Origin of the sequence: Haloarcula sediminis, assembly GCF_035656455.1 — an archaeon.
Taxonomy (GTDB): domain Archaea; phylum Halobacteriota; class Halobacteria; order Halobacteriales; family Haloarculaceae; genus Haloarcula; species Haloarcula sediminis.
The window spans coordinates 23988-50310 of the sequence record NZ_JAYMGA010000013.1; the positions used below are offsets into that span (position 1 = coordinate 23988).

Annotated in this window: 30 protein-coding genes and 1 pseudogene; 11 read left to right on the forward strand and 20 right to left on the reverse strand. The window is 55.2% G+C overall.

The features are described 5' to 3' along the window. Positions 1-56: 56 nt before the first annotated feature. From VJ162_RS17435 to VJ162_RS17460, 6 genes and pseudogenes are all read right to left on the reverse strand, one after another. Complete coding sequence (locus VJ162_RS17435) at positions 57-182, reverse strand: hypothetical protein (RefSeq protein ID WP_324666059.1); 126 nt, start codon at positions 180-182, stop codon at positions 57-59. Further along, complete coding sequence (locus VJ162_RS17440; protein ID WP_324666060.1) at positions 179-391, reverse strand: hypothetical protein; 213 nt, start codon at positions 389-391, stop codon at positions 179-181. Before VJ162_RS17440 ends, VJ162_RS17435 begins: the two co-directional genes overlap by 4 nt. Beyond that, a complete protein-coding gene (locus VJ162_RS17445; RefSeq protein ID WP_324666061.1) occupies positions 391-687 on the reverse strand; it encodes a hypothetical protein in 297 nt (98 codons plus the stop codon). The genes VJ162_RS17440 and VJ162_RS17445 overlap by 1 nt, the downstream gene beginning before the upstream one ends. Before the next feature lie 256 nt (positions 688-943). Then, positions 944-1240 carry a hypothetical protein gene (locus tag VJ162_RS17450; RefSeq protein ID WP_324666062.1) on the reverse strand — a complete coding sequence of 99 codons (297 nt, stop codon included), beginning with the start codon at positions 1238-1240 and terminating at the stop codon, positions 944-946. Next, the gene (locus tag VJ162_RS17455) at positions 1237-1386 is read right to left on the reverse strand and encodes a hypothetical protein (protein ID WP_324666063.1); all 150 of its coding nucleotides are present in this window, start codon (positions 1384-1386) and stop codon (positions 1237-1239) included. The genes VJ162_RS17450 and VJ162_RS17455 overlap by 4 nt, the downstream gene beginning before the upstream one ends. A 251-nt stretch (positions 1387-1637) precedes the next feature. Further along, positions 1638-1922: pseudogene (locus tag VJ162_RS17460) on the reverse strand (PadR family transcriptional regulator); the annotation flags it as partial. 478 nt (positions 1923-2400) lie between these two features. Here VJ162_RS17460 and VJ162_RS18550 point away from each other — a divergent pair. After that, positions 2401-2646 carry a winged helix-turn-helix transcriptional regulator gene (locus tag VJ162_RS18550; RefSeq protein ID WP_407066877.1) on the forward strand — a complete coding sequence of 82 codons (246 nt, stop codon included), beginning with the start codon at positions 2401-2403 and terminating at the stop codon, positions 2644-2646. On the opposite strand, the gene VJ162_RS17465 is transcribed toward VJ162_RS18550, so the two are convergent. Next, complete coding sequence (locus tag VJ162_RS17465) at positions 2625-2864, reverse strand: hypothetical protein (protein WP_324666064.1); 240 nt, start codon at positions 2862-2864, stop codon at positions 2625-2627. The genes VJ162_RS18550 and VJ162_RS17465 overlap by 22 nt on opposite strands. Before the next feature lie 150 nt (positions 2865-3014). Here VJ162_RS17465 and VJ162_RS17470 point away from each other — a divergent pair, with 150 nt between their 5' ends. From VJ162_RS17470 to VJ162_RS17485, 4 genes are all read left to right on the forward strand, one after another. After that, complete coding sequence (locus tag VJ162_RS17470) at positions 3015-3323, forward strand: hypothetical protein (protein WP_324666065.1); 309 nt, start codon at positions 3015-3017, stop codon at positions 3321-3323. Then, complete coding sequence (locus tag VJ162_RS17475) at positions 3320-3502, forward strand: hypothetical protein (protein ID WP_324666066.1); 183 nt, start codon at positions 3320-3322, stop codon at positions 3500-3502. Before VJ162_RS17470 ends, VJ162_RS17475 begins: the two co-directional genes overlap by 4 nt. A 158-nt stretch (positions 3503-3660) precedes the next feature. Next, the gene (locus tag VJ162_RS17480) at positions 3661-4170 is read left to right on the forward strand and encodes a hypothetical protein (protein ID WP_324666067.1); all 510 of its coding nucleotides are present in this window, start codon (positions 3661-3663) and stop codon (positions 4168-4170) included. Between the two features lie 245 nt (positions 4171-4415). Further along, the gene (locus VJ162_RS17485; RefSeq protein ID WP_324666068.1) at positions 4416-4598 is read left to right on the forward strand and encodes a hypothetical protein; all 183 of its coding nucleotides are present in this window, start codon (positions 4416-4418) and stop codon (positions 4596-4598) included. A gap of 185 nt (positions 4599-4783) precedes the next feature. On the opposite strand, the gene VJ162_RS17490 is transcribed toward VJ162_RS17485, so the two are convergent. The 7 genes from VJ162_RS17490 to VJ162_RS18555 form a co-directional block, all read right to left on the reverse strand. After that, positions 4784-5878 (reverse strand): hypothetical protein, encoded by a 1095-nt coding sequence (locus VJ162_RS17490; RefSeq protein ID WP_324666069.1) that lies wholly within the window; start codon positions 5876-5878, stop codon positions 4784-4786. A gap of 422 nt (positions 5879-6300) precedes the next feature. Next, the gene (locus VJ162_RS17495) at positions 6301-8283 is read right to left on the reverse strand and encodes a restriction endonuclease (protein ID WP_324666070.1); all 1983 of its coding nucleotides are present in this window, start codon (positions 8281-8283) and stop codon (positions 6301-6303) included. A gap of 30 nt (positions 8284-8313) precedes the next feature. Then, a complete protein-coding gene (locus tag VJ162_RS17500; RefSeq protein ID WP_324666071.1) occupies positions 8314-9435 on the reverse strand; it encodes a hypothetical protein in 1122 nt (373 codons plus the stop codon). Between the two features lie 195 nt (positions 9436-9630). Further along, a complete protein-coding gene (locus VJ162_RS17505) occupies positions 9631-10905 on the reverse strand; it encodes a hypothetical protein (RefSeq protein WP_324666072.1) in 1275 nt (424 codons plus the stop codon). After that, the gene (locus VJ162_RS17510; RefSeq protein WP_324666073.1) at positions 10871-11359 is read right to left on the reverse strand and encodes a hypothetical protein; all 489 of its coding nucleotides are present in this window, start codon (positions 11357-11359) and stop codon (positions 10871-10873) included. The genes VJ162_RS17505 and VJ162_RS17510 overlap by 35 nt, the downstream gene beginning before the upstream one ends. After that, complete coding sequence (locus VJ162_RS17515) at positions 11359-11805, reverse strand: DUF4065 domain-containing protein (protein WP_324666074.1); 447 nt, start codon at positions 11803-11805, stop codon at positions 11359-11361. Before VJ162_RS17515 ends, VJ162_RS17510 begins: the two co-directional genes overlap by 1 nt. A 354-nt stretch (positions 11806-12159) precedes the next feature. Beyond that, positions 12160-12642: an AN1-type zinc finger domain-containing protein gene (locus tag VJ162_RS18555; RefSeq protein WP_407066878.1), complete on the reverse strand. Its 483-nt coding sequence runs from the start codon at positions 12640-12642 to the stop codon at positions 12160-12162. 520 nt (positions 12643-13162) lie between these two features. Here VJ162_RS18555 and VJ162_RS17520 point away from each other — a divergent pair. Then, entirely contained in the window at positions 13163-13912 is a 750-nt protein-coding gene (locus VJ162_RS17520) for a hypothetical protein (RefSeq protein ID WP_324666075.1), read from the forward strand. A 623-nt stretch (positions 13913-14535) separates the two neighbouring features. Here VJ162_RS17520 and VJ162_RS17525 read toward each other — a convergent pair. Continuing rightward, on the reverse strand, positions 14536-15264 hold the full coding sequence (locus tag VJ162_RS17525) for a rhomboid family intramembrane serine protease (RefSeq protein WP_324666076.1): 729 nt from the start codon (positions 15262-15264) through the stop codon (positions 14536-14538). Continuing rightward, a complete protein-coding gene (locus VJ162_RS17530) occupies positions 15251-15571 on the reverse strand; it encodes a hypothetical protein (RefSeq protein WP_324666077.1) in 321 nt (106 codons plus the stop codon). The genes VJ162_RS17525 and VJ162_RS17530 overlap by 14 nt, the downstream gene beginning before the upstream one ends. Before the next feature lie 1018 nt (positions 15572-16589). Between VJ162_RS17530 and VJ162_RS17535 the strand changes: the two genes are divergently transcribed. Beyond that, the gene (locus VJ162_RS17535; protein WP_324666078.1) at positions 16590-16778 is read left to right on the forward strand and encodes a hypothetical protein; all 189 of its coding nucleotides are present in this window, start codon (positions 16590-16592) and stop codon (positions 16776-16778) included. Positions 16779-16861: 83 nt separating this feature from the next. Here the strand turns inward: VJ162_RS17535 and VJ162_RS17540 are convergent, their stop codons facing one another. Beyond that, positions 16862-17560 (reverse strand): SHOCT domain-containing protein, encoded by a 699-nt coding sequence (locus VJ162_RS17540; protein WP_324666079.1) that lies wholly within the window; start codon positions 17558-17560, stop codon positions 16862-16864. A 182-nt stretch (positions 17561-17742) separates the two neighbouring features. On the opposite strand from VJ162_RS17540, the gene VJ162_RS17545 reads away from it, so the two are divergent. The 3 genes from VJ162_RS17545 (at position 17743) to VJ162_RS17555 (ending at position 20323) form a co-directional block, all read left to right on the forward strand. Further along, a complete protein-coding gene (locus VJ162_RS17545; protein WP_324666080.1) occupies positions 17743-18609 on the forward strand; it encodes a ParA family protein in 867 nt (288 codons plus the stop codon). After that, positions 18602-18988 carry a hypothetical protein gene (locus VJ162_RS17550; protein WP_324666081.1) on the forward strand — a complete coding sequence of 129 codons (387 nt, stop codon included), beginning with the start codon at positions 18602-18604 and terminating at the stop codon, positions 18986-18988. Before VJ162_RS17545 ends, VJ162_RS17550 begins: the two co-directional genes overlap by 8 nt. Before the next feature lie 162 nt (positions 18989-19150). Continuing rightward, entirely contained in the window at positions 19151-20323 is a 1173-nt protein-coding gene (locus VJ162_RS17555; protein ID WP_324666082.1) for an ATP-binding protein, read from the forward strand. Between the two features lie 218 nt (positions 20324-20541). Here the strand turns inward: VJ162_RS17555 and VJ162_RS17560 are convergent, their stop codons facing one another. From VJ162_RS17560 to VJ162_RS17570, 3 genes are read right to left on the reverse strand one after another with little or no spacing between them, the layout of a single operon-like run. Beyond that, positions 20542-20901: a hypothetical protein gene (locus VJ162_RS17560; RefSeq protein ID WP_324666083.1), complete on the reverse strand. Its 360-nt coding sequence runs from the start codon at positions 20899-20901 to the stop codon at positions 20542-20544. Further along, the gene (locus tag VJ162_RS17565; RefSeq protein WP_324666084.1) at positions 20902-21231 is read right to left on the reverse strand and encodes a hypothetical protein; all 330 of its coding nucleotides are present in this window, start codon (positions 21229-21231) and stop codon (positions 20902-20904) included. After that, positions 21231-21521: a hypothetical protein gene (locus VJ162_RS17570; protein ID WP_324666085.1), complete on the reverse strand. Its 291-nt coding sequence runs from the start codon at positions 21519-21521 to the stop codon at positions 21231-21233. The genes VJ162_RS17565 and VJ162_RS17570 overlap by 1 nt, the downstream gene beginning before the upstream one ends. A 106-nt stretch (positions 21522-21627) precedes the next feature. Here VJ162_RS17570 and VJ162_RS17575 point away from each other — a divergent pair, with 106 nt between their 5' ends. Then, positions 21628-26256 carry a sister chromatid cohesion protein PDS5 gene (locus VJ162_RS17575; protein ID WP_324666086.1) on the forward strand — a complete coding sequence of 1543 codons (4629 nt, stop codon included), beginning with the start codon at positions 21628-21630 and terminating at the stop codon, positions 26254-26256. Positions 26257-26323 lie beyond the last annotated feature (67 nt).

A 26323-nucleotide genomic window follows, 5' to 3' on the forward strand; every position in this document is an offset into this window, starting at 1 on the left:
TCATTCTGGTTGAAATTATACAATCTGTGTAACACACCTGGCAGCGCCACCCCCGTTCAGCAGTCATGGACCGCCTCCATGTGCCGGTGATGGGCCTCGATAGTCGGACTCCGCTCGTCACACAGCACGCAGGGAAGCGCCCCAGCACCGTCGACGCCGTAGTAGTTCCCGTGACCGGTCATCCCTGCACCTCCGTGCGGCGCTCGATGACGACGTCGTGGCCGTAGTCCCCGCGGCGGTACTGCTCGTAGTAGTTCTCGACCGTCGCGAAGTCGCTGGTCCACTCGGTGTAGTGGACGAGTTCGCCGACGACGTAGCGCAGTCGCCACTGCTGGCCGCCTGTGGGCGCTGGCTCGCTTCCAGTGCCCGTTGCCGGGTCGGCACGGGCCATCACTCGCCACCCCCCTGGGGCGGCCCACAGCCCTGAATGCCGGGCCCATTTCGATGGGCGACCTCGGCGGGCGGCACCGCGAAGGTCATGATATCCTCGGCGTTCGCGACGGCCTGGGCGATTTCCCGGCGGCCCTCGCGGTCGCCGACGGTCGCCTCGAGGCGCTGGATGGTCTCGTTCGCGAGGTCCGCCAGCAGCGCGCCGGTGAGGTCCTCCTCGACTGCGAGGACGAGCAACGCGGGCTCGCTGTCCAGCTCGGTCAGCGAGACGACCTCGCCGACTTCGACGGCCGTCATCGGGCACCTCCCGCGACCAGCAGCAATGAGGCTGAAAGCTTATTACAGCCTATTCCTGTACGTTTAGATGGGATCCGGTCCCCGCTTGCGACACCCCTCTGACATCCACCCACCCGCGCCATCGTTGACGGGCCCGGGTCCCACGCTCCCTGCACCGGGCGCTGCCCACGCCCGGTCATGGTTCTCTCTTTCGCGAGCGTGGTAGTATCCTGATCGAGAGCGGCGCCCAGCGTCGCGAGGCAGTCGACAGCGACCATCATCGGGCACCTCCATCGGTCCCGTACAGTCGTTGCAGGACGACCGGCGCGAGCAGGTACAGGACTCCGACCGTGTAGACAGCCGCGACGAGGCCCGCGACGAGCGCCGCGAAGGCGGTCTCAGTAGATGTGTGGGTCGGGCCGACGCCGACGGCGACGACACCGCCGACGACGAACGGGACGCTGATTCCCAGCGCAACGCCGACCAGGAGGACGTACGTGGGCCCGGCGCGGCGCCACCACTCGCGAGCCAGCGCCAGCATGGCCCCAAGTCCGCCCTGTGTCTCGTCGTTCATGCGGCCCCTCCCGGCTGGTCGCCACCGGTCGCCGGACAGCTGTAGGCCAGATGCACGGCTAGGGAGGTTTGCTCGGGGAGGGGCGCGTCACAGTACGGGCACGCGGTGGTGACGACGGCGCTGGTGTCCCGTTCCTCGATGGGCATCAGTCCGCACCTCCCGTGGGCCCGCCGTCGGCGGGGTGGTCTCGGTCGTCCTCGGGCGGGGCCTGCTCGCGCAGGTCGACGAGTGCCGCTTTGTCCCAGTTCGATGGCTCTTGGTCCTGCTGGAAGCAGGTCTGACACGAGAACCGCGTCGCGTTGACGGTAAGCGAGTGATGGCCACGCGGGCAGACGAACGGGTCGAGCGACCGCTCCGGGGCCAGGCCGCCGTCGGCGACGAGCGTGCCCTGGTGTTGGAGCTGGGCGAGTTCGCCGGCGTGGGCTTCGAGCAGCCTGTATCCGGTGTCGGTCAGCGTATACACGACACGGCGCTCGTCGTCGGTGGCCGTCTCGGTGGTCTGGACCAGGTCGGCTTCGACGAGCCGGTCGAGGTTCTGGTACAGTCGGCCGTGGTTGACGGGCTCGCTGTAGTGGTCGTCGAGCCAGTCTTGCAGCGCGCGGCCGTAGGGCTCGCCGTCGACGGCCGCGATGGCCTGCAGGCAGTCCCGGCGAAAGCCGGTGAGGTCGTGGTAGGTCGTCATGTGCGTGCCTCCATGGACGGGGCGTCGAGGGTGTGGATAAAGGGGCTGTGGCGGCCGCGTGAACGGCATGGCAAGATATGCCGGTAGATTAGCGGAATTCGGGTTTTTGGGCCTTCTGTGTCCGATTCTTTCCGTTCACCGGCGATGAACGGCAGTGAACGGCACGGCCGCCCTCTGGTGGTTTTCGAATGGGCGGAACGTGAACGGCATCGCAGTATTTGCCGGGAGTGTGCTGGCGGTCCCTGACGTGGGTCCGTTAGTGAACGCGAGCGATGCCTCTCGTCGTGGGTGGGCTGGTCTGCTGTCATGGGTTCGACGCGACGCCGCGGTGTCTGGACGTCGCTCTATCTCACTGTGTTCGGCTATGGCCACTTAACGCTTTCCGCACGACAACTAATTGCCGTGCGATAATTATTTGCCGAGTGTCTATTAAAATAGACCGCGGATATTTTTTAAGCTGGCCGCGTCACCAGAGACAATGCCTGATCCGGGCCGAAAGCCGACGGTTTCTGATCTTGAAATATTGCGTGAGTTTGCTCTGTGCTCGGACCCCTTCATGCACGCTACTGAGTTGGCTGAAGCCGTAGACCTATCTCGGCAGGGCGTCCACAATCGGTTGGAACAACTCCAAGAAGAGGGATACTTAGATAGTAAAATGACCGCCGGCACCCGCAACTGGTGGCTTACCGACGAGGGTCGGAATTACGTTTCCGAAGAGTCCTGATTCTCACGGATCCACCAACCGACCATTGTTGATGTGGGCTTCTTTCTGTTAATCCGACCTTCCTTCCACAGTTCCTTGAGTCTCTTATTGATGGCCGTCCGGCCAATCGGGAGGCATTCTTCCAGCTCCCCTGCAGTGACGAAGGGCCCCTCGATCTCTCTGAACGTCTCTAATAGTTCCTGATCACTGACCTGCTCATTTCCATGTGTAGCACTCATACGGTATCAGAGCATTAGTTTCCGCATGGAAAGAATTTATGGTGGTTGCGTTACATAGATTTAGACAGGAACACATGCGCCGCTGGTCGATTTCTGACGAAATCGCCCCGGTGTTAGAGCACCGAGGCGCGTGGTTCCAGGTAAGAACCAATGCCAACTACGCAAGCGAATTCACAAGAACGTATCGCCCGCCAACTGTTGACTCAATCGCCCGGCCTCTTTCTCGGCGTCGACGGGGAGAACTGTGCCCACTACTGGGACAGCTACGAGTTTGCCGTGGCCGTCGTGCCTCGGGACGCCGCGGCCGTCGACGACGCCGAGAAGTTCGAGCTCAAGGAGACGCCACTCGCGACGCTCGGTGAGTGGTGCGAGCACGTCCGTGGACGGCGTGGGTGGGACGTTGGCCCGCGTGTTGGTGGCTCTCTGGTCGGCGACCTCGCTCAGGCGGTGGAAGCATGAACGGCGCATCGGTGGCTGACGCGAAGGGGTTCGTGTACGAGCCCGTCCGTGGCCCCAAGCGGAAAATCGAGTTCGAACCACGGAGCGATGGCGGGTTCGAGCGCATCGAGGCCGTCTGGAACGGGTGTCAATGGCGGGTGACCGGGCGGGAAGTGGTGACGACGATGCGGCGGATTTGAGCCGGCAATCAGTATTGAAACATACTGCTGGTAATAGATTTCAGAAGCCGTGCGGAATTGACAGTGCGCGTTTGTCATGGAAACCAAGAGTCAAGGTAGTGGTTCTCTTCTACGAGCCCGTGATTTTATCTTAGTCTATTTCATTGATATTACTCAAATTGCCAACTCCAACCCCTTCATCAGCGACCAGTCAACTCTCTATCAACTTCATCGTCTCTGTAATCTCTCTCATACTCTTGATTTTCACTTCCGTCCTTAGCTACTACTCCTACTCGGCCCAAGCAAGAACCGGCGTCAGAGAGGCCCTTGAACAGTTAGACGATGTGGAAATTAACAACAAATATAAAATCAAACCCATTCTCCACCGCTTCCGCTTCCGTCCACTCTCCCCAGAATCATCATTGCTCCTCAAAATCTACAAAACACAGCACAACGAAGCAGCCGCCAGCGTCCCCGTCTCCGCTACAGAACAAGTCGATAATGACTTTCTCAACGCAATCATCACGCAACTCACCGAAGATGAGGATTTGGACGAACTCTTACAAACCGCTTCTATCGACCGCGACGGTGTCCACTTCGAATTATCCACTCGCAACGCCGTCTCTGTCCGCCGCTTCGCGAACCGAGTAATGACGATAATGCGTGACGAGTGGCTCGATAATGGATAGTCCGTTCAGGAACCCTGTTGCTTGACCCGAGTAGAAAATCGGAGGCATTTGCTACATACGATCTCTGTATCTCGCAAGCAGTTTCTGAAAAACTCCAGAGAGATTGTTGGCACGACGGATGTACAGTCTCCGACCCCGCGAACGGTTGTCGTCGACGTGGTGACCGAGGAGCTGCGGCTGACCGACTGGGCCGTCTTCCGGACGGTCGCCGAGTGTTCGGAAACGACGATTCACGAGGTCCGGCCATGAACGGCGCGTCCGTGGCTGATGCCAAGGGGTTCGTGTACGAGCCCGTGCGTGGCCCCAAGCGGAAAATCGAGTTCGAACCGCGGTCCGATGGCGGGTTCGTGCGGGTCGAGGCCGTCTGGAACGGGTGTCAGTGGCGGGTGACCGGGCGAGAGGTCGTGACGACGATGCGGCGGATTTGAGCATCGGGTCAATTTTTCGTCCAGTTGGGATAGGAATAGCCGGTCAGTACAGGTGCGAATTGACTGCTGGGCGTTCTAACTCCGCCGAGAGTTGTACCGAAAGCCGGGACGGGACGCACTCAAACACGCTGTCCGAGCACCACTCTGAAATCAACCGTGTGCTATGAGTGAGCGTCTTTGAAATATCATCTTCGTTCTACCGTGATATTCCATATAACGTCTTCTTGATAAAAATCATAGTCCCTATCATTACTTGCGTCGTCCACGGTACGTAACAACTCACGGTTTTGTTCACCACTCTCGTTTGTAATTATGGCGCCGTGTGACAGACTTCCGCTCTCGTTGGAAGTGCCCGGCTGCTGTCTCTGCAAATTATATGCTATTGCGTTCTCTGGTGGACCCCATTCATTGGGATCCTCAAACCAGTCTCCGTCTTGAGTAAGATATATTCTTAAATGAGCGGCACAGTGCCAGTGATCAGGATGGCTAAATACGGGTCCTTGTGGTTCGATGTTGAATGACCACGTCCACGTATCTGACCCACTGACTGGGTTTGAGTAGACTTCCCGGCGTGTATCAGACCTACTGAATTCGGATATAGGAACATTGTCAGCAATATCATAAGAGGTACTACCATCAGTTATCGTCATATCAGTTATCTGCGCCTCATATGTTGACTCAGCACACCCATCATCTCCAGTTTTACTCATTCCAACAATCAGATCAGGCAACTCTGTTGATACATTATCAAAAGTTACTGTCTCAGAAAAGTGCACTTCACCCTCGGTAGCCAGTTCAATGCTAAATTCCTCACCTGATGGCGTCGACGTAAGCGTGGAGGGTTCCGTCGGGGTAAAGCGGCCCAGTGTCGAAGGTCCATTACCTGCCGCAAAGACGAGTCGAATCGTCTCGCTCGGATCAACTCCTGCTCCCCAATTCAGGACCCCTGCTCCAAGGACCGCGGTCGCCCCGCTACTCAGTTGTGCATCCGAGCCCGTGGTCGTAGAGCCAAGCTGTGACCACCTGGTTTGTTGGCCTGTTGAAGCACGGACCTGGAGATTCCCGGCCTGAATCGTTGCCCCGCCAGTGTACTCAATCGTTATCTGCTGTGCCTGTGTATCGTACTCGAAGGTGAAGTTTGCACCACCGAGGTTACTGGTTGGCGTTTCAGTCTGTGTCGATTCCGTCGTCGAGTCACCTTGTGAACACCCGGCGATACCGGTAACACCGAGAGCGCCGAGCGTCGCGAGATACTTTCGTCGATTCGGCCACTGAGCCATACTTCGGAATATGACACCTGACAGATAAAGTCAAGTGAAACATCAAGTATTGAGTTGCTTCATTCTGGTGCACAGCGCTCATCGCTACTTCGTTGTACTGACCGGTTTAGCAACCGTATCTGTGTCGCTAACCAACAGTTTACCCTTACCCCGGTTCTGTTGGTTAGCCACGTCGTGTAACCGGGACGGTCCGCGTGTCGGCGAGCTCGTCGACGGTCGCCGCCAGGTGGCGGGGCAGGCACTGCAGCGTGGCCTACGCTCGTGGGTTCGTGCGGGTCGAGGCCGTCTGGAACGGGTGTCAGTGGCGGGTGACCGGCCGGGAGGTCGTGACAACGATGCGCCGGATTTGAGTAAAAGATAAGTTGCATCGATAATTTTCCGCCTGGTATAGTGGCCAGTTGAATATAACCTCGAACTTCCAATCAGTACTCTGAAATAAGTTCGATATATCGTTGGTCGAAAATTTCGTTCGGAGTATCCGTCTCAATCATTGACTCCATCTCGTCTTTATCGAAATGTAGAACTTCGAATTCTTGTTGCTTGAGCTCTCTAATCCGTTGATGTGCCGCGTCTTCATACTCAGAACCTGAAATGCCATTCCACGACAACAAAATTCCGGTGGTGCAATTAGCTCCCAGTATATCGGCTTTCGAATTAAGCGTATGGACGACATTCGCGCCTACAGACTTACTCCAGTTTTTACATTCCACCATAATGATTGCCGATAGGTCCTCCCACGGGGCGGACTCTTGATTATTCCGAAGAACTAAATCAAATTCCTCACTACCAGTTTCGCTGTTGACGCGGAGAACTTCCGTATCTGGGATGTGTTCGTTAAATAGCAATTCTGCAAATTCTTCGAGTAGATCCCCCTTCTGCCGTGGGTTTTCGACAGTATCCGCAGACTCATACAAATCACGAAGCCGTTCCCGTATTTCACTGTTTGTTACTGGTTCCTGATCTCTTACGTGGAGTCCGGTATCCACTGATCGAAGGGTTCGTGAGGTCAAATCGAGATAGTACAACTCAAGAATTTCAGAGTCTCGTTCAATCTCAATAGTTTCCTCAGCATATTCTTCTTCATCAACAATAATCAATTGGGCCTCAGTATCGAGGCTTTCAACTTCCTGATGAAGACTTAGCACATCGTCCGGGCTATAGTAGACGAGATGTAGCTTGGAGTGCTTTTCAAGAACTAGATCCGCGTCTAAGGATACCTCTATACCCTCGTATTCAAAGGAACCTTCGAACGTTCCCATGATCTCATAGCCGATGGATTCAAACACATCAGTGAGGATAGCTTCTGGTGCAAATTCCCGGAAATCGATATAGTCTAAGTATCCGATTGGATTTTCTTCGTCTGCTCTTTCGTCAATTCTAACCAATTCATTTGCGGCGCGCAGTACAAATGAAGCGTTATTAAATGTCATCTCTGACCCGAACGGATCTATCTCGTTCCGAGAAATCGTAGGGGCTCCAAGAGCGTGTGCTAATCCAGTAATAAATGTTAGTGCATTCGCTATCCAGATTGGCGAGGACATCCTAAAGTAGGGATCATGAAAAGTCGGCTCCGAAGCGAATGTCGGCACGAAAATGTATGGGCGGTCAGATATATCCGTAAATCTCTCTTGTTTTGCTGAAGGTGCTTCAGCGGAGCTGTGGTGTAGGGATAGGTCTCTGAGCGTTATGAGATATTTATTCAAAAGTTGGGTGTATTCTATCTCCTCGACCGGAGTCGGAGACTTGGTAATACTGTTACGAACTGCGGCAAACGCATATGCTGCTTCTTGATATCGCCCTTTCCGTAATTCATGTAAAGCAAGGTTGATACTCCAAGCCGCTCCCTCTGGCCAATCTGATTTCATGACAAGTGGTCTCAGTATTTCAAAGGCATACTCTTGGAATCTTTCTTGAGTCAGTTCTATCGATTCATAACCATCTGGTATTTGACCCTCTATTTTGGTCTGAACATCCAGCTCAGAGTCGTCTAATTGATCCCAGTCTGGACTATCGATTGAATAGCCCAATTCTTCAGTTATAAAATCCGAATAGAGGAGTATTTTAGACTCTTCTGACGCGAATTCAGAAGGCACACTCGGAGTTAGTCGCAAGACGATGCAGTGGGCTAAACAATCCAGCAGGGGTTCAACATCGGCTTCCCGAGCTGGAAATTTAAATGAGGTTCCACCCGGAGGATACCAATCTCTCAGCTCGGGATGCCTCTGATAATATTTGTCGATAACGCATTCTACTGCATCTTGAGCCTCAGATGTTAACCGTACTTGAGGAGGGGAATCACTCTCCCAATATTGCTGTAGCTCCTCATATCCTTCTAATCGAATTGTATCAAAATCGACTGATTTTCCCACGATGTTATCAGAGACACTAAAACCAGGAAAGACCATAGATGATTTCTTGACTGGTCGTACATATCTTTAATCAAATTCTTCGGGTACTGAGTCTTCTGAGATACGGCCAGATACTATATTCCACGCCCAGTCGATCTCTGTGCCGCATGTCTGGCACTCCTCGTACCCATGGGTCCAATAGAAGTAGCTCTCACATTCGTGGCACTGGACGTCGTCGTGACCCGTTGGTGGCGGGTCGATATCATCCCGCTCGGACTGTCGGTCACGAACACCATCCCGATACCACTTCTTCCACGTCTGTTGATGGATAAACGGCGCAATATCGATCTCTACAGAACCCTCGCCACGCGACGCATACGGCGGTTCCACGCCCGGATTAAACAGCTTCTCCCACGATATTGTACGAAATAGCAACGCCTCTATCACCGTGGGGGGCAGCTGTATCGTCGGCTCAGTCCCGTTGAGGACTTCAGAGCGGACCTCAGCAATGTCTGCCTGGGCGGGATACTCTTCGGATTCTTGCTCTACCCATGTCGGGAACAACTCATGCCACGATTGTTGCTCCCACAGTTCGCGAGCCTGCTCGTCGTGCCATTCACGGGGGAGTGTTGCTGGCACGTCGACCAACTGTAGTTCCCGGCGTGCGGCCTGCCATTCGCTCTGGTGCGCTCGGTGATTCTGTCCCGGTTGCCACCACACTGTCTGTTCTGGAACCTGTTCGGGCCACGCGGCTTCCTGGGCCCGCGCCCTGATGTCAATTTCAGCCATTCGCCACTGGTCGCTCCCGAAATCCGCCTTGTCCGTCCAAACAACGGCATAGTCTTGGGCGATAAAATCCGCTGTCGCAGCGTCGATGTCCTTCGACTCGTTCTTATGCTGAACTTCGACTACAACACCCTGTCCTAATTGTGAATCTCGCTGCTCGAAGGTCACAACGGCGTCGCCAGACCGATGGTTTTTGTCGGATTCCGGCGCCGCGAGTCGTTTCTCCATTTCGCAGTCTTTGACAGTGCCCTCGAAGGCTTCTTCAAGCTGGTCAGCGGCCAAAGATTTCCATTTCAGATGGATATCGGACTCAGCGACAGACTCACACGCTGCACCGCCTCCACCACTGCCATCGCTACCCATGTTTTCGGTGTGTTTGAAGTGCCGAGCACGGCCATCACTGTATTTGCTCCAGACGCGCATAGTCCCGCCGCACTCCGGACATTCGACATCGGTCTGTTTCGGAACTTGCCGGGGGGCAGCCTTCTTTCCATTGTAGAGTGCAATCCAAGGCATTCTAACTCACGTAGGCTGGTGGTAGTAGTTGACAAAGCAGATTAAGTGTCAGGGTATCAGAGTGAAAGTGGAACCCGAAAAAAGTAGCGGCGATGATCTGAGTCAATTCTCAAGCAATTCGGAACGCTTCTCGACAGCGTTCCGCCAGCGCTGCATATACTGGAATTCTTTGCGTGAGGCCACCTGTTGTGAACTCCGGTACTCTGTCACAATATCCTTGAAATCCGAATCGAGGTCTGCAACTACATCTTCAACATCCTCCTCCTCAACCAATCGCGCGTGCTCCCACCGTTGCCATACCCGGTGCTTCATCACGATCGTCTGAAGTGCGGTCTCATCTTCGTCTGCCTCCTCGAGCTCGGATAGGTCAAGCCAATCGTCGAAGTGTCGACTGCAGAATTCACAGTCGCATACCGGCTCATCGGCTCGTGACATGATGTCCACCACCGCCGGGATCTGGAGGAAGTCCTTGGTTTTGTCGAGATAATAGCGAGAAGACATCCCGCTACTGCTCCTTGGCTCCACCGACTCACGGTACTGTTCACCGTGAATCGTTCCGTAGGCAGTTCCTTTGAGTCCGAAGTCGTGGAGGAGGTTCGCAAAGAAATCACCGTAGTAGAAGTACGGGTCAATGCCCGCAGCGTCGAGGTCGTACACGAAGTCGATGATGTGCTTGTACTCGGATTCGTTGGTTTCGTGCTTGTCGAGGTCCTCAAACAGGAGGAAGCACTCTCCAATGTCTTCGTTGCTGAGCAAATCGATCAGCTCAGTCCGGTTTTCCCCGTGACCTATTTTGCTCGTCGATGTGTACACTACCGGCCGCAGTGGACGAGTTGCTTGAGCCTTCGAAGCCGAGAGAATCGTCCGGAAAGCATCGTAATCCTGCTCTTTTTCGAGCTTGTGGGCCCAAGGAATCACAGCATCGGGTTTGGCTTCCTCTCTGCTGACATCCAATGTCTCATATTTCCCCAAGTGCTCGTCCAGCCGTCGGTATACGATCGTTTCCTGAAACTCAATAGCGGCTTGGGCGATCTGCTCGATGATATCTGTCTCTAGGAACCGAGCGTTGACCGTCCCTGGATCGTCGAGGAGCCCTTCGAACGGCTCACCGAGTTCAGATGCGTAGTCCCTGTGCCATTGTCGGACGTTCCCGTTCTCGTACCGGAAGCTCTTCCCCTGGCGAAACTCCGCCAGAATGGGGTCAATGTAGTAACTCAGGCTTCGTTCTTCTATCAGGTCGGCGAGTAACCTCGGTACCCGCTTTTTGGAATTTGCAAGGAGATGTGCCGAGACAAGCGCGGAATCCCAGAGTTCGTAGTGATCGTCAAAAATAGACCGCTCGTTATTGCTCTTGTACCGGACAATCGTCTCGAACATCGTCTAATACTTTATTAACAATGTTTTCCTTTCTACATAATTGTTGTGAGACGGGTTCAGACTCAGAAATAACCTCGATATCCTCGTCAACACTGAGGAGCCCTATCGAGAGTTCTTCGAACCGCTCTTGCAGCTCGGTGGAGACGGAGTGTTCCCAGACAGCCAAATAGGAGTGGTCCACCACGTCTGCATCTCGACGGGCCTGTTCGATGCCGCGGCCGATATTCCGGGCTTTCATCTCGATTGCAATCGTCACGTCGCCGTCGATTCCCAGGATATCGATAGGGTACGAGAAGACACGTGCTTCGGTGGTGAAGGTGATATCCTCACTGCGAAGGTAGTCTGTGAGAATGCCGAGCTGGTACTTCTCTGGGATGTACTGGTCCCGGTGCTGTTCCTCACTCTGCACCCATCGTTCTGCGTATTCGCGTTCAACACTTTCAATATCGGCCATCAGTCGCCCTCCAGTTGGAGTTCATCCTTGATTTCGGACTCTGTCGCGAACGCTGGGTACGATGTGTAGACGACTTCGAGGAGTTCTGATAACGATAGGTCACCGTAGGACTCTACGATCTCCGTAAGCTCAGTCTGATACTCCGGTTCCAGAATCTCGACCAGTTGCGACGCGATTTTTTCTCCTTTGGGCGTGATGCTGAACTCCTTGTTCGAGAGGTCGTCGTCAACTCCAGCAAGTGGTCCGTCATCCATCGGTGTGGCCTCGATAGCCCCCATCTGCAGGAGGAAATGCAGCTCCTCATAGACTTTTTCTGAAAATGGTCCCATCTTGTAGGGGGCAAAATTGAATGCGATATCCTCCTCGTATTCCTCGAAAAATTCCGTTTCCTGCTCGATGAGAAAGAGGAGTTTCTGAAGCTTCGTGACGCCACGGATTGACTCCATGTAATGGAAGAGAATAAAAACGACATCGGTCCGTCGGTCAATTTCATCAATCGGTGGCACGTGAGATACCTACCGCATGTGACTAGCCCGTGGGTAATGAAACTTTACGGCTGGAGCGGTGGCGGGGGCTACCGATCGCGGTCGTTTTGTTGCACAGGGACCTACTCCAGAACAGACGCTACCGACGAAACAGGGCTGACTCCCGGAAGAGCGGTACTCCCGGCGATTCACACTCTGAGGGCCCCCACTTTCGCTCGTGAGCGTCGGCCCAGTATCTGTCCCGCCCAACCAAACACAAGCGGACACCAAGAGCAGATACCAGATGACTCAGCAGGCGGCGGACACGCGTGATCGCTATCTGAGCAGTCCTAGTAACTTACTGAAGAAAGACTCATCGTCAGCGTCGGGCTCCCCACCTTTCGTCACGGCAGACGGACACTCGTGTTCGTACCGGTCTTCACAGTTGGGACAGACTGATTGACCACATTGGTCGCAGTCGTGTATCTGATCTGTATCGCTCTCACATGAGGGACACGTAAGAACAGCTAAGTCGGCCTCGCTGCTTCGGTGGTCACTTTTGCTCTGTGGCGATATTGGGTCCGGTACTGTCGGTGCATCCTGCTTTTCCCGAACTCTATCCTTACGTTTCCGCCATGTTGAGCGTCGATCGGTTGTCTCCGGTCCTTCCCCGGTAAAACTGCTGAGGTCGTCATCCACAACAAATACTGGGCAGTCGTGGTTCTCCGGCAACCGATGGTCGCCACAAAAAGACTGCTTGCAGTGGTTACACTGAAAAGCGTGGTCTGTGGATTGACCACAGTTATCGCACCTGTCCATCGTGTACCAGTGAAGCCTCAAACACTGTCAATTTACGGGGAACTACTCAATCTTCGGCTTATCGTTGGACTACAATTGGGCGAAACACATTGACTCTAAAGACAAAGATTGGTACCAGCACACCTGTATATAGTAACCACCCTCGCCATCACGACCGTCGTCGTCGCGCAGGTCCTGTTCGCGACCGTCGGCCTCGCGAAGTTGTACGACCCCAGTGCTGAGGTCCTGGTCGGCCTCCAGTCGCCCTCGCGAGGCCCGACCAGTACGACGCCGACACAGATGCCAGGCTGGCCGCTTCAAAAATTGAAACTCGGCCAGCAAAACCGATAGGGGAGGCTGCAGACCACCCGCCCATATGCCGATAACGCCACCGAAACAGGTCTACAGAACTGCGACCCAGCGAGTCCCGTACGAAGCACACGGGACCCAGATTACAAATATCTCAGACCCGGTCGTGGATATTCTCTGGAACATCCTGTGCTACTACAACGGCGAAACAATGGGACGACAATGGGCCACAATGACCCGAACCGAGACCTGGCAGTTAACGGAGACGCGGCCGCCGTCGATACAGGACCTGTTGCAGTGTTCGGATGGACTCTGGGACGATCGATACGCCAGCGTGTTCGAGCAGCTCCAAGCGGGTGGGTTCCTCGATAGTACGTATCTTCTGCAAAAACGGATTGAGTGGGACCCAAAGCCGGTCGCACTTGCGTTCATGGGCCAGTTGTTCGGTGGCGTCTACTCTGAGGTGCGGTCGACTGCGCGGCCGGACGCCGCACCGATCTATGGCGACCCCAACGAATCACTGACCCACCGGCTCGGCGTCGAACTCTGGTACGACCTCGCCCAACTGCATGGCTGGGATGCAGTCCGCTATCCGGGGAGCGAGAATAGTGCCCGCCCGGATCTCCGTGTCACCAACGACGTCGACGGCAGCACATCCGTCGCCCATGTAGAGGTCCTGACCGACCACAACAACCTCGACATGTTAGACCGCAAGCGCGAGCTGATGCAACAGCTGGATGGGGCTTGCTTCTGGGTGTTCGAGAACCGACAGCATGCCACGCGCGTTCTCAACTACTGGTATGAATCCAGCAGGCTGGAGTTGGTCAATGCGCCGTATTCGAATTCCGGGAACCATGCGTTTTCCAAGCTCAACGAATACATTACTCGCTCCAGCGAGCACTCCGAGTACACCTGTGAGTTTATTACTGAGATTACGTCAATCCCGAAATTATTTGATGTCGTACATGAACAACTCACGTGAGAATTTGCTACGTCAGGTAGTGACCTCTGTATAGCTGGGTCTTAGCCTCTATTAATATGGATTTACAGAGGGGTTGTTTCGGACACGGTTCAGGCATGATTTCGCCTATTGCCCCTCTGTAAATGTGATTTTACCCTCTGTAAACGGTCTTGTCGCCGTCGTAGGAAATAAAACGTCCTTCTGTCGTTCTATACGGGTTCTGATATATCTTCATATGGGTCCGAGAACCTGCATTGACGATGCATTTCGGACCCTACGACCGGCAGTTCAGCTCGCCCTCGCGACGGCGCTGTCGACGGCCGCGACTGTGGCATGGCTGGTGTGGTGACGCCAGTTCTGGAACTGCTCAAAGAGCGCCGAAAAATCTTAACCAACACAAAGACGTTCAGTCCCGTTATGTTGGTTAACGAGCATCGAAGTTCTTGCCCCCAGCGCACGTAGGCCCAGCCATGACCCACGACACACCAGATGGCTCCCACGAGCGACGGCGGTGGTGTGACCGCTGCCAGCTCAGCGTGGCGCCGTCGACGGACGGTGACGAGCCTACCTGTCCAGCCTGTGGCGGCGAGTTTTGAGACTCAGCGCGACCCTCTCTATCTCCAGACCGGCGGAGCAACTCTGTATCACGTCCGGGATTCACCTAGATGCCTATCTTTCCAGAACCCATCCCGTCCCACTGCATACCCAACACCCAGAACCAACCCAACGAAGTGCCCGATCACGGCCACCCGACCAGCTGGCACGACACCAGTGTACTGCCCGATCGTGAACAGCGCGAACCCTGGCGGGAACAGCAACAGTGCACCCTGCCAGTATGCACGCAGTGCCCCCTTGTCCAGCGCCCCGTAGTCGCTCGTGTCCAGCGCCAGCCCGTCGCGATGGGCGAACAAGAGGTGTGCCCCGTAGAATCCAACGAACGCCAGTGCACCGCCGCTCGCGCCCAACGTGCTGTCGCCCGTCACAGTCGTATTAACCGTCACTGACACCAGTGCCGTCACGACGAAGAAGCCCATGATCTCAACGCCACTCATGTGTTGCTCACTCTCGCCGGCGAACAGCCAGAGCAAGGCGACGTTCGCGAGGACGTGCGTCACGTTCGCGGGGTTATGCGAGATCGTCGCGAGGACGAGGCCCGGCGACAGCGCCGGGAACGACTCTGTCGTGAACACCCACTGCCACTGCTGCACTGTCCAGCCAAGATACAGTGTCCCGAGTTGGACGCCGAACCACAACAGGAGCACCAGTACCAACAACTGCGTTGCCGGCCGCTCCTGGAAGGTGACCCGTCGACGAAGTTCGTCAACGAGCGATGGGCGGGCCGCACTCGCGACCGATGCGTCACACCCAGCCATTAGGAAGACACTCACTGTGGGTCTGGACCAGCTTGAGGAACGGTTCGACCTCCTCGAACCCTGGGCCCTGGCTAATCTCGTGGGTCCGTTCGTCCCACACGATGTAGCCAGCGGCGGCCAGCTGTGGGAGGTGGATATGGACGTATTCGGCGTGGATAGGCGTCCCTGGCGCTGATTCGTCGGCGCGAAGCTCGGTGAAATGGACTGCCTCCATCGGCTGATACGCAGCGAGCCCGGTCAGGAGCCGGCGCCGCGGTTGTGCCTGCAGACACTCGAAAAGGATGTTCCAGGGGTTGTAGTCAGTCATGGCGCTGTCTACTCCAGTCCCAGCAGCCGCGCCACTACTATAGCGACCAGTAGAAATGCAACCAGCCCGGCGGAAAGCCATGAAAACGCGGGCGTGGACGCTAGACTCGACTGAACCTCGGCCCCGAAAGTCACCAATGGACCGGCGACTGCCAGTAGGGCGAAGGCGCCCAATATAATCCGTGGCTCAACCAAGCCTCGTGCGGTCATTTTCTGCCCTGTACTGTCTTGCTCCCTGTCCGTCTGGTTTGAATTCTGTTTGCTCGCCATTGTCCAAGTTCCCGTATCAGGGGAAATAATATAACAGCCGAAGACAGTTCATATTGCATAGGTGTCGTGATGGCAATCACAGCTCTTCTCAACGGTTATGATAGGAATCACGACCCGTTCCCGTTGGGTGGTTTTCGATGAAAACGAAAGAAGAACTTTTAGACGAGTACGATGGGGCGAATCAGGAGACTAAACGAGAAATTGTCAAGTTCTTGTACGAGAATCCGGAGCAAGAGCACGACCCTGACTCGGTTTTCGAGGCAATCCGTGACGACTGTCGGGCTGGCACGGAAGACACCGTCGCAAATTCACTCTCGAGTCTATCAACAGGTCACAACCGTATTACGTCGGAACAACGCTCGTTTTACCAGTGGGAAGGGGAAGGGCGACGGCGACCAAACCGGTGACTGCAGCGAGTCAGAGGGGCTAGTTTTCGCTGGGTTGATTCGTTAGATCTCTCTTTTGGAACTCTACTTATCGCCTTCTCACTCTGGGCAACTGGAGTTCTGTGTGCAGTCGTGAGTCTGATTCCGTTGTTTTCAGGTGTACAGCCGCTGGGAGCGCCATTTATATATTGGTTCTTTGCGGCTGGGTTGATGACCATCCTGGGATCAACGGCAGTGATGGCCTGGGTGCCGCTCTATCTGTTGGACATATGGCTAGCGGAGTAGGGTCAGTACAATAGTAGCGTAGACTCTCTCGACCACACTACTGAGAGCCATCCATCCTCACGAACGCCTGCCATCGAGGTGCCAGTCGATGAACAGCGCCGCACTCACCACCTCGTCATTACAACCATCGTCATCGCACAGGTCCTGTTCGCGACCGTCGGCCTCGCGAAGCTGTACGACCCTAGCGCCGAAGTCCTGGTCGGCGTCCAGTTCGTCCTCGCGACGGCGTTGTCGACCGTCTCGACCGTGGCGTGGATAGTCCGGTGATGCCGATTTGCCAACTCAACAGAACTAAAGTACTTCTGACAGTATTTAATAACCGTCGAAATAATCAGTACCTAGGAGATTTGCTAAATCTGGTCAAGCAATTCTTCTTTTTTCTCTTGGAACTCCGATTGAGAGAGTGCACCCGCTTCTTTCAATTGATTTAATTTCTCGAGACGGTCCAGTGGATCAGATTGAGTTTCTGATTCATTTGGCTGTTTCTCAGACTCCTGCTGCTTATTCCGGATGTAACTGGCAGCCTCCGACAGGCTCTGTTCTTCATCAAAGTGTGTGCCAGCGATTTTGATATAATATGTTCTCCCTGCAGTTTGGATGTGAAGAGCAGGGTGGCCAACAAAATCGACGCTCACTATCGATGTGTACGGAATAGTCCATTCTCCTTTCCTGCTGTGAACTCTGACGTATCTATCGGTGATTGCGACAGATCCACCGTCGGCCTTTCCGATTAATTCCTCTCGTTCAGCTCCCGATTCGACTATCAACGCAGGATCAGCAAGGAGACCCTTTGTTAGCGGGAACAAGAACTCGGGTTGTTCTCCATCTTCAAAGAAAGATAAAACATTGTGGAAATACTGTTCTTTACCTAATAGCCGGTCAACCGTAACTGTATCACTCTCTGCTTGTGCAACGAGCTCTCCAATTTTCTCCTCGGAAAACGAAACGTCAGATTGCTTCCCTCCACTTTTCTCTAATTCTTTTTGTACCTCTTCGCGCCCTTCTTTGAATTTCTCCATGAAAGATTTGTTATCAGAATCATCGCTCATGATACGCAACTGTTAATCGATATACTATATTAATGGAGCTATCCCGCTATCTGTGAGATATATCGGAATTTGTACGTTCAAACTCATCTCCACCCCCTATAGGAATCCCTATATCTCATGTTCAACAGATGTCTGACGTAGATTTAAGCCTACAGGCTATCCTATAGGAACCACTATAGCCAATGGCAGAGACACTACGCGCCGCCGCGTTCCTCGACAAGGGCGGCACCGGCAAGACGACGACCACAGCCCACCTCGGCGTCGCACTCAGCGAACAGGGCCACGATGTCCTCCTCATCGACCTCGCCGGGAAACAAGGCGACCTCGCGAAACACTTCGGCGTCTGGGGGCAGTACCGAGAACAAATCGATACCGACGAAGCCTGGCCCAACATCAGCACGGTCTTCGACGATGCCTGGGACACCATCGCCGGGAAGCTTGGCGACGACGCCGTCGCCGATCTGGTCATCGCGACCGACGAAGGGCCGGACCTCATCCCCGCCCACCCGGGGCTGGACACGCTCGACGCCGAGCTCGGGAACATCGACGACGCTCGCGAACGGTACAGTCGCCTCGAGCAGTTCCTCGACGAGTACGTCGATCCGCTCTCGTACGATGTCGTGCTGATAGACCTGCCAGGCATGACGAACAACGTCTCCTACAACGGTCTCTGGGCCGCTCGACACGTCATCACGCCTGTCGAGATGGGACCCTTCGAAGCCGAGCAGGCCGATGCGCTCCGCCAAGACCTCGAGAAGATTGACGAGAACTTCGCGGTCGATATCGAACTCTCGCTGGTCCTCCCGAACAAAGTCGACACGAGAACGAATCTCGCCGAGGAGTATCTCGAATCGTTCCAAGAAGCGTATCCCAACGCGATCGCGCCGGCCTACGTGCCGTACTCACAGGACATCCGCAACGCCGCCGAGAGCGGCGAGACAGCCTTCGCGATAGCCGAGCCCTCGACCACAGCCGGCCGTGCCCGTGATGCGTATCTGGACGCCGCGAGCGCGCTGGTCGAACAGCTGGACGGTGAGACCGATGAGTGACGACCCAGACTTGGAGGATCTCAAAGCACAGACTTCGCAGGGGGACCGGCTGGACTCCGAAGCGGAAAAGATGGACCGGCAGGACCTCGTCGAGGATATCGTCGACGAGCTCGAGGCCATCGACGCCGGCGACCAACAGAAAACGGTCAGTGTGTGGGACGGTCAGCTCGCCGCATTCATCCGAGCGCTTGAGGACAACCCGGAGCATCTGAACGCAGTCGGTCATGGGCTCCAGGAGCGGCTCGATATCGAGGGGGGTGATGTTGACCGTAGTGCGATTCTTCGGCTAGCACTGCGTGTGGGCTTCCAAGAAGCAGCCCCGGAGCAATTCGAAGCCGTCCGGGAAGCGGTCCGAAAACAGGCTACGAAGGGACTATAGCTATTCCTATAGGATTTACTGTAGTATCTCCTTTAGTATATGCTATAGTTATTTGAGTCCCTGCTGAAATCCTCGTTACATCAGAGTGTGGTGCGCGTGGAGGTGAGATATAGCACCACAGGGCCGAACGTTTAATTACTCGTACCAGTCTGGTTTAAGCAGATGGTGTATCCCTTCTCGTCTCCAAATGGGTACGAGGAACGTCTCAATCAGCAGTTCTCTGGATACATCTATTATAGCCTCCAGATCGGCCCCGAGCTTCTCAATAGTCTCCACGAGGATCTGGGGATTTCATTTTCAGAGGAGGCGACGGTAGTCGCTCATCAGAACGCACCGCTACAGCGTTACACTGACACCGGGACTGACCGAGAAATTGACTGGGTTATTGCTGACAGAGACAAACTCGTTGGCTACGAATCGAAGTATGGAGACTCCCTTAGTAGTAATCAGTTGGAAGATGAACTCGACAAGTTAGAATTGAACGCAGAGGGGCGGGATGTCATACTTATCACGGTTACTCCGCACACGACACGTCCAAGGATCCTGGGCAGATTTGAAGACGATCCTGTCCACTGGATCAGCTGGTCAAACATCTCTCGGCAACTCACCCACATTGAGGAGACCGACATCCAAGCTGAGCAACGCCCCGTCCTCAGGATGCTGCAGGACCTCTTTGAGGCAGAAGATATGCACCCGTTCACAGGCTTCGATCACCATGACAAGTTACAGTATCGGTACTTCATCAGGGACCTTCGTCAAGAACTGGACCAGACAGCGATTGAGAATCCCGGAAAGGTGAATACTTCAACGACAAAGGATCCAGAACCGTCCTCGTGGAAGCGACTCGTACCGAAGCGGCTTGACATCCCGTTTGTTCGAGAGTCGCGTGATGATACCTGGAAACGCCAGCGATCTTACCTGACGGCAACCGTAGATACAGAGACTCACGAAGTCCATGCTGGGATCGTATTTAATCTAAGAGAGATCAAGTCTCACCGGGAGTACGTCGCCGATTCACTTGAGGAGCTTATTGAGTATGCCGGCGAGAGGGAGTTACAACTCTGGGCTTCGATGAACAGCCTCAATCAGTGGAAAGAGGGCGTCCCGAGGACCGATGATCCAGCGGAGATGCGCAGTTGGCTCGAAGGAGGGAATAAAAATGCCGTGAGAGCTGGCGGAACAGATTTCAAGAAGGCTATTTTTGTTAACGACTGTTCAGCTTCTGACCCCGCTGTAGTCGTGCAAAATACTAAAAATGAGCTGCTCAGACAGTTCGAAGATTTCCTAATTTCCGATGATCTGTACCCGTGGTCCACATTGGAGGCTCGGGAGTAATTCCCATACATCAGACCATCACAGGATTTGTACTTCGGATTTCGCATGAACGGGATGTCGGCTTCTCTCTCATGATATCTTACGCGATTAGTACTTGAGTGCCATATAGGAACACCTATAGAATTTCCTGTAGCAATCACTGTAGGACGTTCAGAGATTCCGTATAGCCAGGTATGGTTTATCGAGCGCGCATCACATCGGACACCATACCCCCAGGGTTAGCGCTCGACAGTGAGCTCGACGACACCGTCGAAGTCACACCACTCCCGCGGACACGTGATTGAGAGCCTGTCGACGGCAGTGAACTCAACCTCCTGGAAGAGCCCGTGGCAGATCGCTTTGTTGCACTTCGGACAGTGGACCGGCTGCAGTTCGACGGGCTTGGCGTGGCGCAGGCAGTCCCGACACCCGCAGTAGGCGGGATAGACCGTGTTGATGCGGGTAATCCGGAAGCTGTCGTCCGCATTGTCGACCCCACAGGCGGGTGCGGCTTCGCCGTAGGCGGCCGCGTGTGGGTCGGGAAAGTGATACGTCGACCCGTTCCCGACGACCACCCACGGGACCTGCTGGTCCAGCACCTAGACAGCGTCGACGGCGTACGTCTGGTCGGCCTCGTAGCGGTCGTTGGTCTCCAGAACGTGGATAGTTGCCTCGTGGCAGTCGAGATACTCGACGAGCTCCAGACCGAAGGTGGCGTACCGACTTGCGAGTCGGAGTACGCGCTTGGACTGGCGGTCGTCAGCTGGCTCCTCGATAGGCCGGTCGACGACGTCGGTCACCTCCCAGGTGCGGGAGTCACCGTTGAGTACGAGAAAGTCGCCTTCCTCGACGGCCTCGATGGTCTGGACCAGCTCGCCGTCGACGGTGCCGTCCGGGTCGTCAGGGACAGCGGTGTCGATCGCGCCCATCAGTCATCCCCCGGGACCGCATCCAGGGGTGCGTTCCAGAGCCAGCGGGCAGTCCCGTTCCGGGGCGGTTGCTCTCGTGTGAGGTCGTGCCGGTCGATGGCTCGATAGATGGATTTCTTGGAGACGTCGTGGGCCGTCGCGAGTTCGGCGACGTCGAAGCCCGCCTCGAGGGCCGCCCGGAGGTAGGGCCGGTCGTGGTAGGCCTCGGCGTCGAACGCATCCAGCCTAAGCGTCGACGCTATTTCGCGTCGCAGTTGCTTCGTGGCAGCCGGTGCAGTGCGGTCAGTCATCGCTGCTCGTGTCAGGATGACTAGCTACTGCTCCTAGAGTGTTTCGGGGCGGCAGGTGGTCGTGAGGCTGAGACTTTGACTGTCCCAGTCCCAACTATCCGGTTTCGTGGTCAGCGTCGAAGCCAAGCAGTTCGAAGTCCAGCGTGCCCCGGCGAATATTTCACTCGATCTAACGTTCGGGTTTAAATATCTGGCATGTTACCTCTCGGTATATTCATTACAGATGCCATCTGAGAGGGAGAATATTTCACGTGAGGTGGTGGAGGTCGTGCGTGACCCCGAGGCCCGTTCAGAAAGTGCCGAGATGTTCGTTGAGGGCATCCTCGTAGACGGTGATTCGGTGGAAACGGCGCGTCTCCGGTCCGAGAGCGCGTTGGCGTTAGCAGAGATTGCCAGTGTGTCGTCGGAGACGATCGTAGACTTCGTCGACGAGATTGGGCAGACACTCGAAACCCTCACTTCGCCGAAGACGACAGCCGGGTCAGCCGATGACCCCGGTATCGAAATCCACGACAGACGAGCACGGAAGCAGCTGACACGGGCGGCAGCAATTCTGGCCGACTCTCATCCCGAGGAAGTCATATCGATTGTCGATGTCCTTGGAAAGCTACTCGACAGCGATCCAGACGTGGCAGGCATCGCAAACGTGGCACTCGGTTCCGTGTCGAAGCAGGATCCCGAAACCGTTGCAGCGTACCAGCACCAGATCGCGCGAAACTTCGATGCCGCCGATCCAACTGTCCGTAGGGGTGCAGCGTTGGCGATCAAGGTGACCGCCGAGGAGACACCAGCCACGGTCACCCCTACAGCCCCTGGGCTGCGCCGGTTGCTTACAGACGACGACCCGCAAGTCGCTGTTTCAGCTGTGCGTGCTCTGAAAGAATTAATCGATGAGGAGCCTCGTGCCATCGAACCGGTGATCGACACAATACAGGACCTGCTCACTCATCCAGATCGCGAAGTGCGAGAAAAAGCGGTCAGAGTTCTTGCAACATACGGTAATAGTCAACCAGATCAAGCTCCGTCAATCGCTGACGAGGTCCGTAACAACCTCGAAGACAATGCTAAATCTGTTCAGGCAGCAGCAGTACGTTCACTGTCGTTCCTGAACAGCAACGTTCCTGAGCTGACGGTTGACCCGCCTAACCCTGACCAGTTGCGGGAGCTACTCGGTGAAGAGGAGATGTGGATACGGTTTGACGCTATCGCGGCGGCTAGGATGCTGGTGGACGACGAACCAGAAGTGATCGAACCGATTGTTGGCAGCTTAATTGATCGACTTGAAGACGAGGATGCAGAGATCCGGAGCCTCGCAGCGGCTACGATTGGGCATCTCGGGCGGCATTCTCCAGACTCGGTTATTTCGGCTATAGAGGCACTCTGTGACCAGTTATCTGATGATTCTGGAGGCGTGCGGAGGAACGCGTCTGCGGCGTTATCAGACATCGGGAAGGCACACCCAGAAGCAATCGCAGTCGCTTCAGACCCGCTGACTGAACTCCTCAATGATGAGTCTGATACCAGGAGGAATGCGTTATATTGTCTAGCTCTCATATCCGAGGAAAATCCAGAACGTGTTTTAGATAGCTTTGAAGATATCGGACAATATCTCATCGCAGATGAAACATACGTTAAGAGGGCTACTGTAAATATCACCGAAGAGATAGCAGAGTCGGACCCAGGTCTAGTCACTCACCTAATCGGAGAACTCCGAGAACTGCTTGAAGACGAGGACGACAACATCCGAAAGCTAGCCGCGAAATCGTTGGCTCATATTGCTGTCGATTATCCGGAAGATGTAGAGCCTGCTCTGGATGACTTGCACGAGTTAATCTACGGCGACAAAGTCACGGTACGATTCATTGCATTGCTAACGTTCGCAGCAGTGTCCACACAACGTTACGAGAGCATACTCCCCTATCTCGATGATATCATGGATGTATTGGACGACGACGAGCCGGACGTGCGAGAAGTCGCCACTGCTGTAATGAGGGCCGTGGCGAGAGAAGAGCCGGAAGAAGTCACGCCGGCTATCGAGAAACTAGAAGCGAGATTAGAGGATGAAAGTGACGAGACACGAGCAAGGGCAGCAGAAACGCTCGGCCGGACGGTAAAGCACGCACCAGACATTCCCGAGTCGGTCGTGAGAAGTCTCCAACAACTACTGCACGACCAGAATTCGACCGTCAGAGAAAATTCTATCCAGGCTCTCTTCGATATCGGCTTTGAGCAACCAGAAGCAGTGTTATCGGCTTTCGACGAATTACAGTCGCGGCTGGAAGACACAGAACCGGGTATCCGGCAACGAGCCGCTATCGCCTCGTGGATCATAGCTCGGGAGGAACCTGATCTCGTAGAGCCACTGGTCGGTAACCTCCAAAGCATGCTCACCGATGAGGATAAAGAGGTGAGACGAGCTGTGGGCAATGTTCTGAGTGAGATCGCCGAGGAGTCCCCACAGGTTGCTGTGACGACAGTTGACGCTCTACGGGAGGTACTTTTCGATGAGGACTCAGAAGTCCGTTCGTACGCCACAGCAGCCTTAGCGAAGATTTCGGCCGAAGCTCCCGGAGAGGTTCGGAAGGCCACAGACGACGTTCGTAGTCTTGTTTCTGACGACGATTCCTCGGTGCGGGCACACGCCTTGTGGACGATCGGTGGAGTGGGTTCAGAACACCCAGAGGCTATTGAGTCACCACTAACAGATATAGAAGAGCGATTAGCCGACGAAGACGACACCGTTCGGAACAACGCCGCCCTCGCGTTGGCTGATATCGCCAAAAACGATCCAAACCGGACTGCCTCGGTCGGAGATATTTTTTCCCGCGCTCTGAGTGAGGGGGGCCCAGAAATTCGAAGGCATGCTATCAAATTTTTCGCTGATAGCGCAGAAAAGAAGACAATGGCAGCAACAGAGCGGATAGATACTTTCATCGGGTGCCTCACGGATGAGGAGCCAGATGTACGGGCCCAAGCCGCCCGAGCCTTAGGTATTACCGCAAGGGAGTATCCAGAAGAAGTGCGACCCGCCGTCGAAGAGCTGCGTGAGCATCTCGGAGATAACTATTCGAGCATGCGCGGGAACGCTGTAGCCGCTTTGGGCGACATTAGTCAGAACCTGGCCGACCCCCCAGTGTCGACCGACGAGGTCGTGCCACTCCTCCGTGACGACGACCCAGATGTTCGGGCGTCAGCAGTCGTCGCCCACGAGAAGCTCCGGAGTGGGCGACCGGGCCCCACAGAAACAGTCCCAGATGAACTTCGACACCGTCTAGCAGACGAAAATTCCGAAGTTCGCTCTCGAACGATTTCGGCACTCGTCACTATCGGAGGAATTAGCAACCCAGACGAACTGATCAACGTACTCGGGGAGCAATTGGATGATGATGACGACCCAGAAGTTAGGGAGACATCGATATCCGGACTGGGGTACGTGTCGGCTCAACATCCCGACGTTGCCGAGACTGCCGTGAAAATCCTCGGTGGGTATCTCGGCAACGAGGAGCCTGACATCGTTGCGGACATCGTCAAGATACTCGCACAGATAGGACAGGAGTCTCCCGAGGCTATCCAACCCATCGTCGACAGGTTGGCGGCAGAAATATCCGACATGGACGATCCGACAGTTCGAGGGGACGCTACGCAGACACTCGCCCTTACCGCAATAGAGATGCCCACAGCGGTCGAACCCGAGGTAGATACCTTCCTAACTTCCCTGACAGACGAAAATGCGGCTGTCAGAGCCTGCTCTATCGTCGCCTTGGGCTCGGTCGGTCGAGAACAACCTCAGGTGCTTAGAGACCGCCTTAGTACACTGTCCGACCTAACAGAGGACAGTAACGAACGCGCTGTCCAAGCACTGGCCGCACTCACACTCACCACGATAATGAGAATCGACCGGGCCACGTTAGAGGTATCTCAAGACAAGCTGGTCGACCTGTTCGTCCACGATCTGTATGTGTTCCGTGCGTACGCGACCAAGATGACGGTCGCACTCGGAGAGGATGCGCCGAGTGAAGCGAGACGCCTCACCGAAGGAGTCATTGAACGACTCCACTCCGACGACACTACCGTCCAAGAGCGTGTCGTCGAATCGTTATGGCGCCTCTCACAGAGCGATATGACGTTGGTTTCACCAGACGAGATCCGCGATCATATTGGGCGGATCGACATCGAGGAAGCAGAACTCGACGCGGAGGACACGGAGACGCCCGCCGACCGGCTGCTGAAATTAGAGAGTCAACTTGCTCAGGCCGGCGACTACGAGTCCCTGTCAGTAAAGGGGCACGACGAGTCGCTCACCGTCTTCGGGGAACAAGGCCCTGGATACGAGTCACAAGGGGAACAGCTCACGGAGACAATGGATATCGACGAATCGGAAGACGACTCCGATTCGGACACCAGTCTAACGGATGGCGAGAAGATTGACTACGTCTGGGAGGTGACGATTGAACACTGGCTCGAACACGAGCGTGAAAGATATCGGCGTCTTAGCACCTCGGTGTTCCGACCCTCGGACGATAGTGCGATGGACGAAGACATATCGGACGAAGAACTCGGCCAGTTCGAGCACGCCGACGTCGTCATCGAACCTAATCCCGACGATGTCTCTTCACCGGGACGCGTAACGGTCGACATCGATCCAGCGATGGATACAGAACTGGTGGAGATAGTGATCGAATTCGCTCGAGATCTCAGACAGCATCTTGCAGACATCCACGACGACGAGTTGTGACATCGGTACACTCGGGGACCAGCAACTCGCTCAACGGCCGTCGAACAGTCGCTGTCCAATCTTAGGT

Coding starts and splice junctions, on each gene's coding strand:
- VJ162_RS17495 (WP_324666070.1), bottom strand. CDS start 8,283: ATGGTCTTTCCTGGTTTTAGTGTCTCTGATAACATCGTGGGAAAATCA.
- VJ162_RS17515 (WP_324666074.1), bottom strand. CDS start 11,805: ATGGAGTCAATCCGTGGCGTCACGAAGCTTCAGAAACTCCTCTTTCTC.
- VJ162_RS17540 (WP_324666079.1), bottom strand. CDS start 17,560: ATGAGCGATGATTCTGATAACAAATCTTTCATGGAGAAATTCAAAGAA.
- VJ162_RS17475 (WP_324666066.1), top strand. CDS start 3,320: ATGAACGGCGCATCGGTGGCTGACGCGAAGGGGTTCGTGTACGAGCCC.
- VJ162_RS17445 (WP_324666061.1), bottom strand. CDS start 687: ATGACGGCCGTCGAAGTCGGCGAGGTCGTCTCGCTGACCGAGCTGGAC.
- VJ162_RS17530 (WP_324666077.1), bottom strand. CDS start 15,571: ATGACTGACTACAACCCCTGGAACATCCTTTTCGAGTGTCTGCAGGCA.
- VJ162_RS17565 (WP_324666084.1), bottom strand. CDS start 21,231: ATGGGCGCGATCGACACCGCTGTCCCTGACGACCCGGACGGCACCGTC.
- VJ162_RS17455 (WP_324666063.1), bottom strand. CDS start 1,386: ATGCCCATCGAGGAACGGGACACCAGCGCCGTCGTCACCACCGCGTGC.
- VJ162_RS17525 (WP_324666076.1), bottom strand. CDS start 15,264: ATGGCTGGGTGTGACGCATCGGTCGCGAGTGCGGCCCGCCCATCGCTC.
- VJ162_RS17485 (WP_324666068.1), top strand. CDS start 4,416: ATGAACGGCGCGTCCGTGGCTGATGCCAAGGGGTTCGTGTACGAGCCC.
- VJ162_RS17470 (WP_324666065.1), top strand. CDS start 3,015: ATGCCAACTACGCAAGCGAATTCACAAGAACGTATCGCCCGCCAACTG.
- VJ162_RS17435 (WP_324666059.1), bottom strand. CDS start 182: ATGACCGGTCACGGGAACTACTACGGCGTCGACGGTGCTGGGGCGCTT.
- VJ162_RS17500 (WP_324666071.1), bottom strand. CDS start 9,435: ATGCGCGTCTGGAGCAAATACAGTGATGGCCGTGCTCGGCACTTCAAA.
- VJ162_RS17505 (WP_324666072.1), bottom strand. CDS start 10,905: ATGTTCGAGACGATTGTCCGGTACAAGAGCAATAACGAGCGGTCTATT.
- VJ162_RS17545 (WP_324666080.1), top strand. CDS start 17,743: ATGGCAGAGACACTACGCGCCGCCGCGTTCCTCGACAAGGGCGGCACC.
- VJ162_RS17510 (WP_324666073.1), bottom strand. CDS start 11,359: ATGGCCGATATTGAAAGTGTTGAACGCGAATACGCAGAACGATGGGTG.
- VJ162_RS17570 (WP_324666085.1), bottom strand. CDS start 21,521: ATGACTGACCGCACTGCACCGGCTGCCACGAAGCAACTGCGACGCGAA.
- VJ162_RS18555 (WP_407066878.1), bottom strand. CDS start 12,642: ATGGACAGGTGCGATAACTGTGGTCAATCCACAGACCACGCTTTTCAG.
- VJ162_RS17440 (WP_324666060.1), bottom strand. CDS start 391: ATGGCCCGTGCCGACCCGGCAACGGGCACTGGAAGCGAGCCAGCGCCC.
- VJ162_RS18550 (WP_407066877.1), top strand. CDS start 2,401: ATGCCTGATCCGGGCCGAAAGCCGACGGTTTCTGATCTTGAAATATTG.
- VJ162_RS17550 (WP_324666081.1), top strand. CDS start 18,602: ATGAGTGACGACCCAGACTTGGAGGATCTCAAAGCACAGACTTCGCAG.
- VJ162_RS17555 (WP_324666082.1), top strand. CDS start 19,151: ATGGTGTATCCCTTCTCGTCTCCAAATGGGTACGAGGAACGTCTCAAT.
- VJ162_RS17465 (WP_324666064.1), bottom strand. CDS start 2,864: ATGAGTGCTACACATGGAAATGAGCAGGTCAGTGATCAGGAACTATTA.
- VJ162_RS17520 (WP_324666075.1), top strand. CDS start 13,163: ATGACCCGAACCGAGACCTGGCAGTTAACGGAGACGCGGCCGCCGTCG.
- VJ162_RS17450 (WP_324666062.1), bottom strand. CDS start 1,240: ATGAACGACGAGACACAGGGCGGACTTGGGGCCATGCTGGCGCTGGCT.
- VJ162_RS17490 (WP_324666069.1), bottom strand. CDS start 5,878: ATGGCTCAGTGGCCGAATCGACGAAAGTATCTCGCGACGCTCGGCGCT.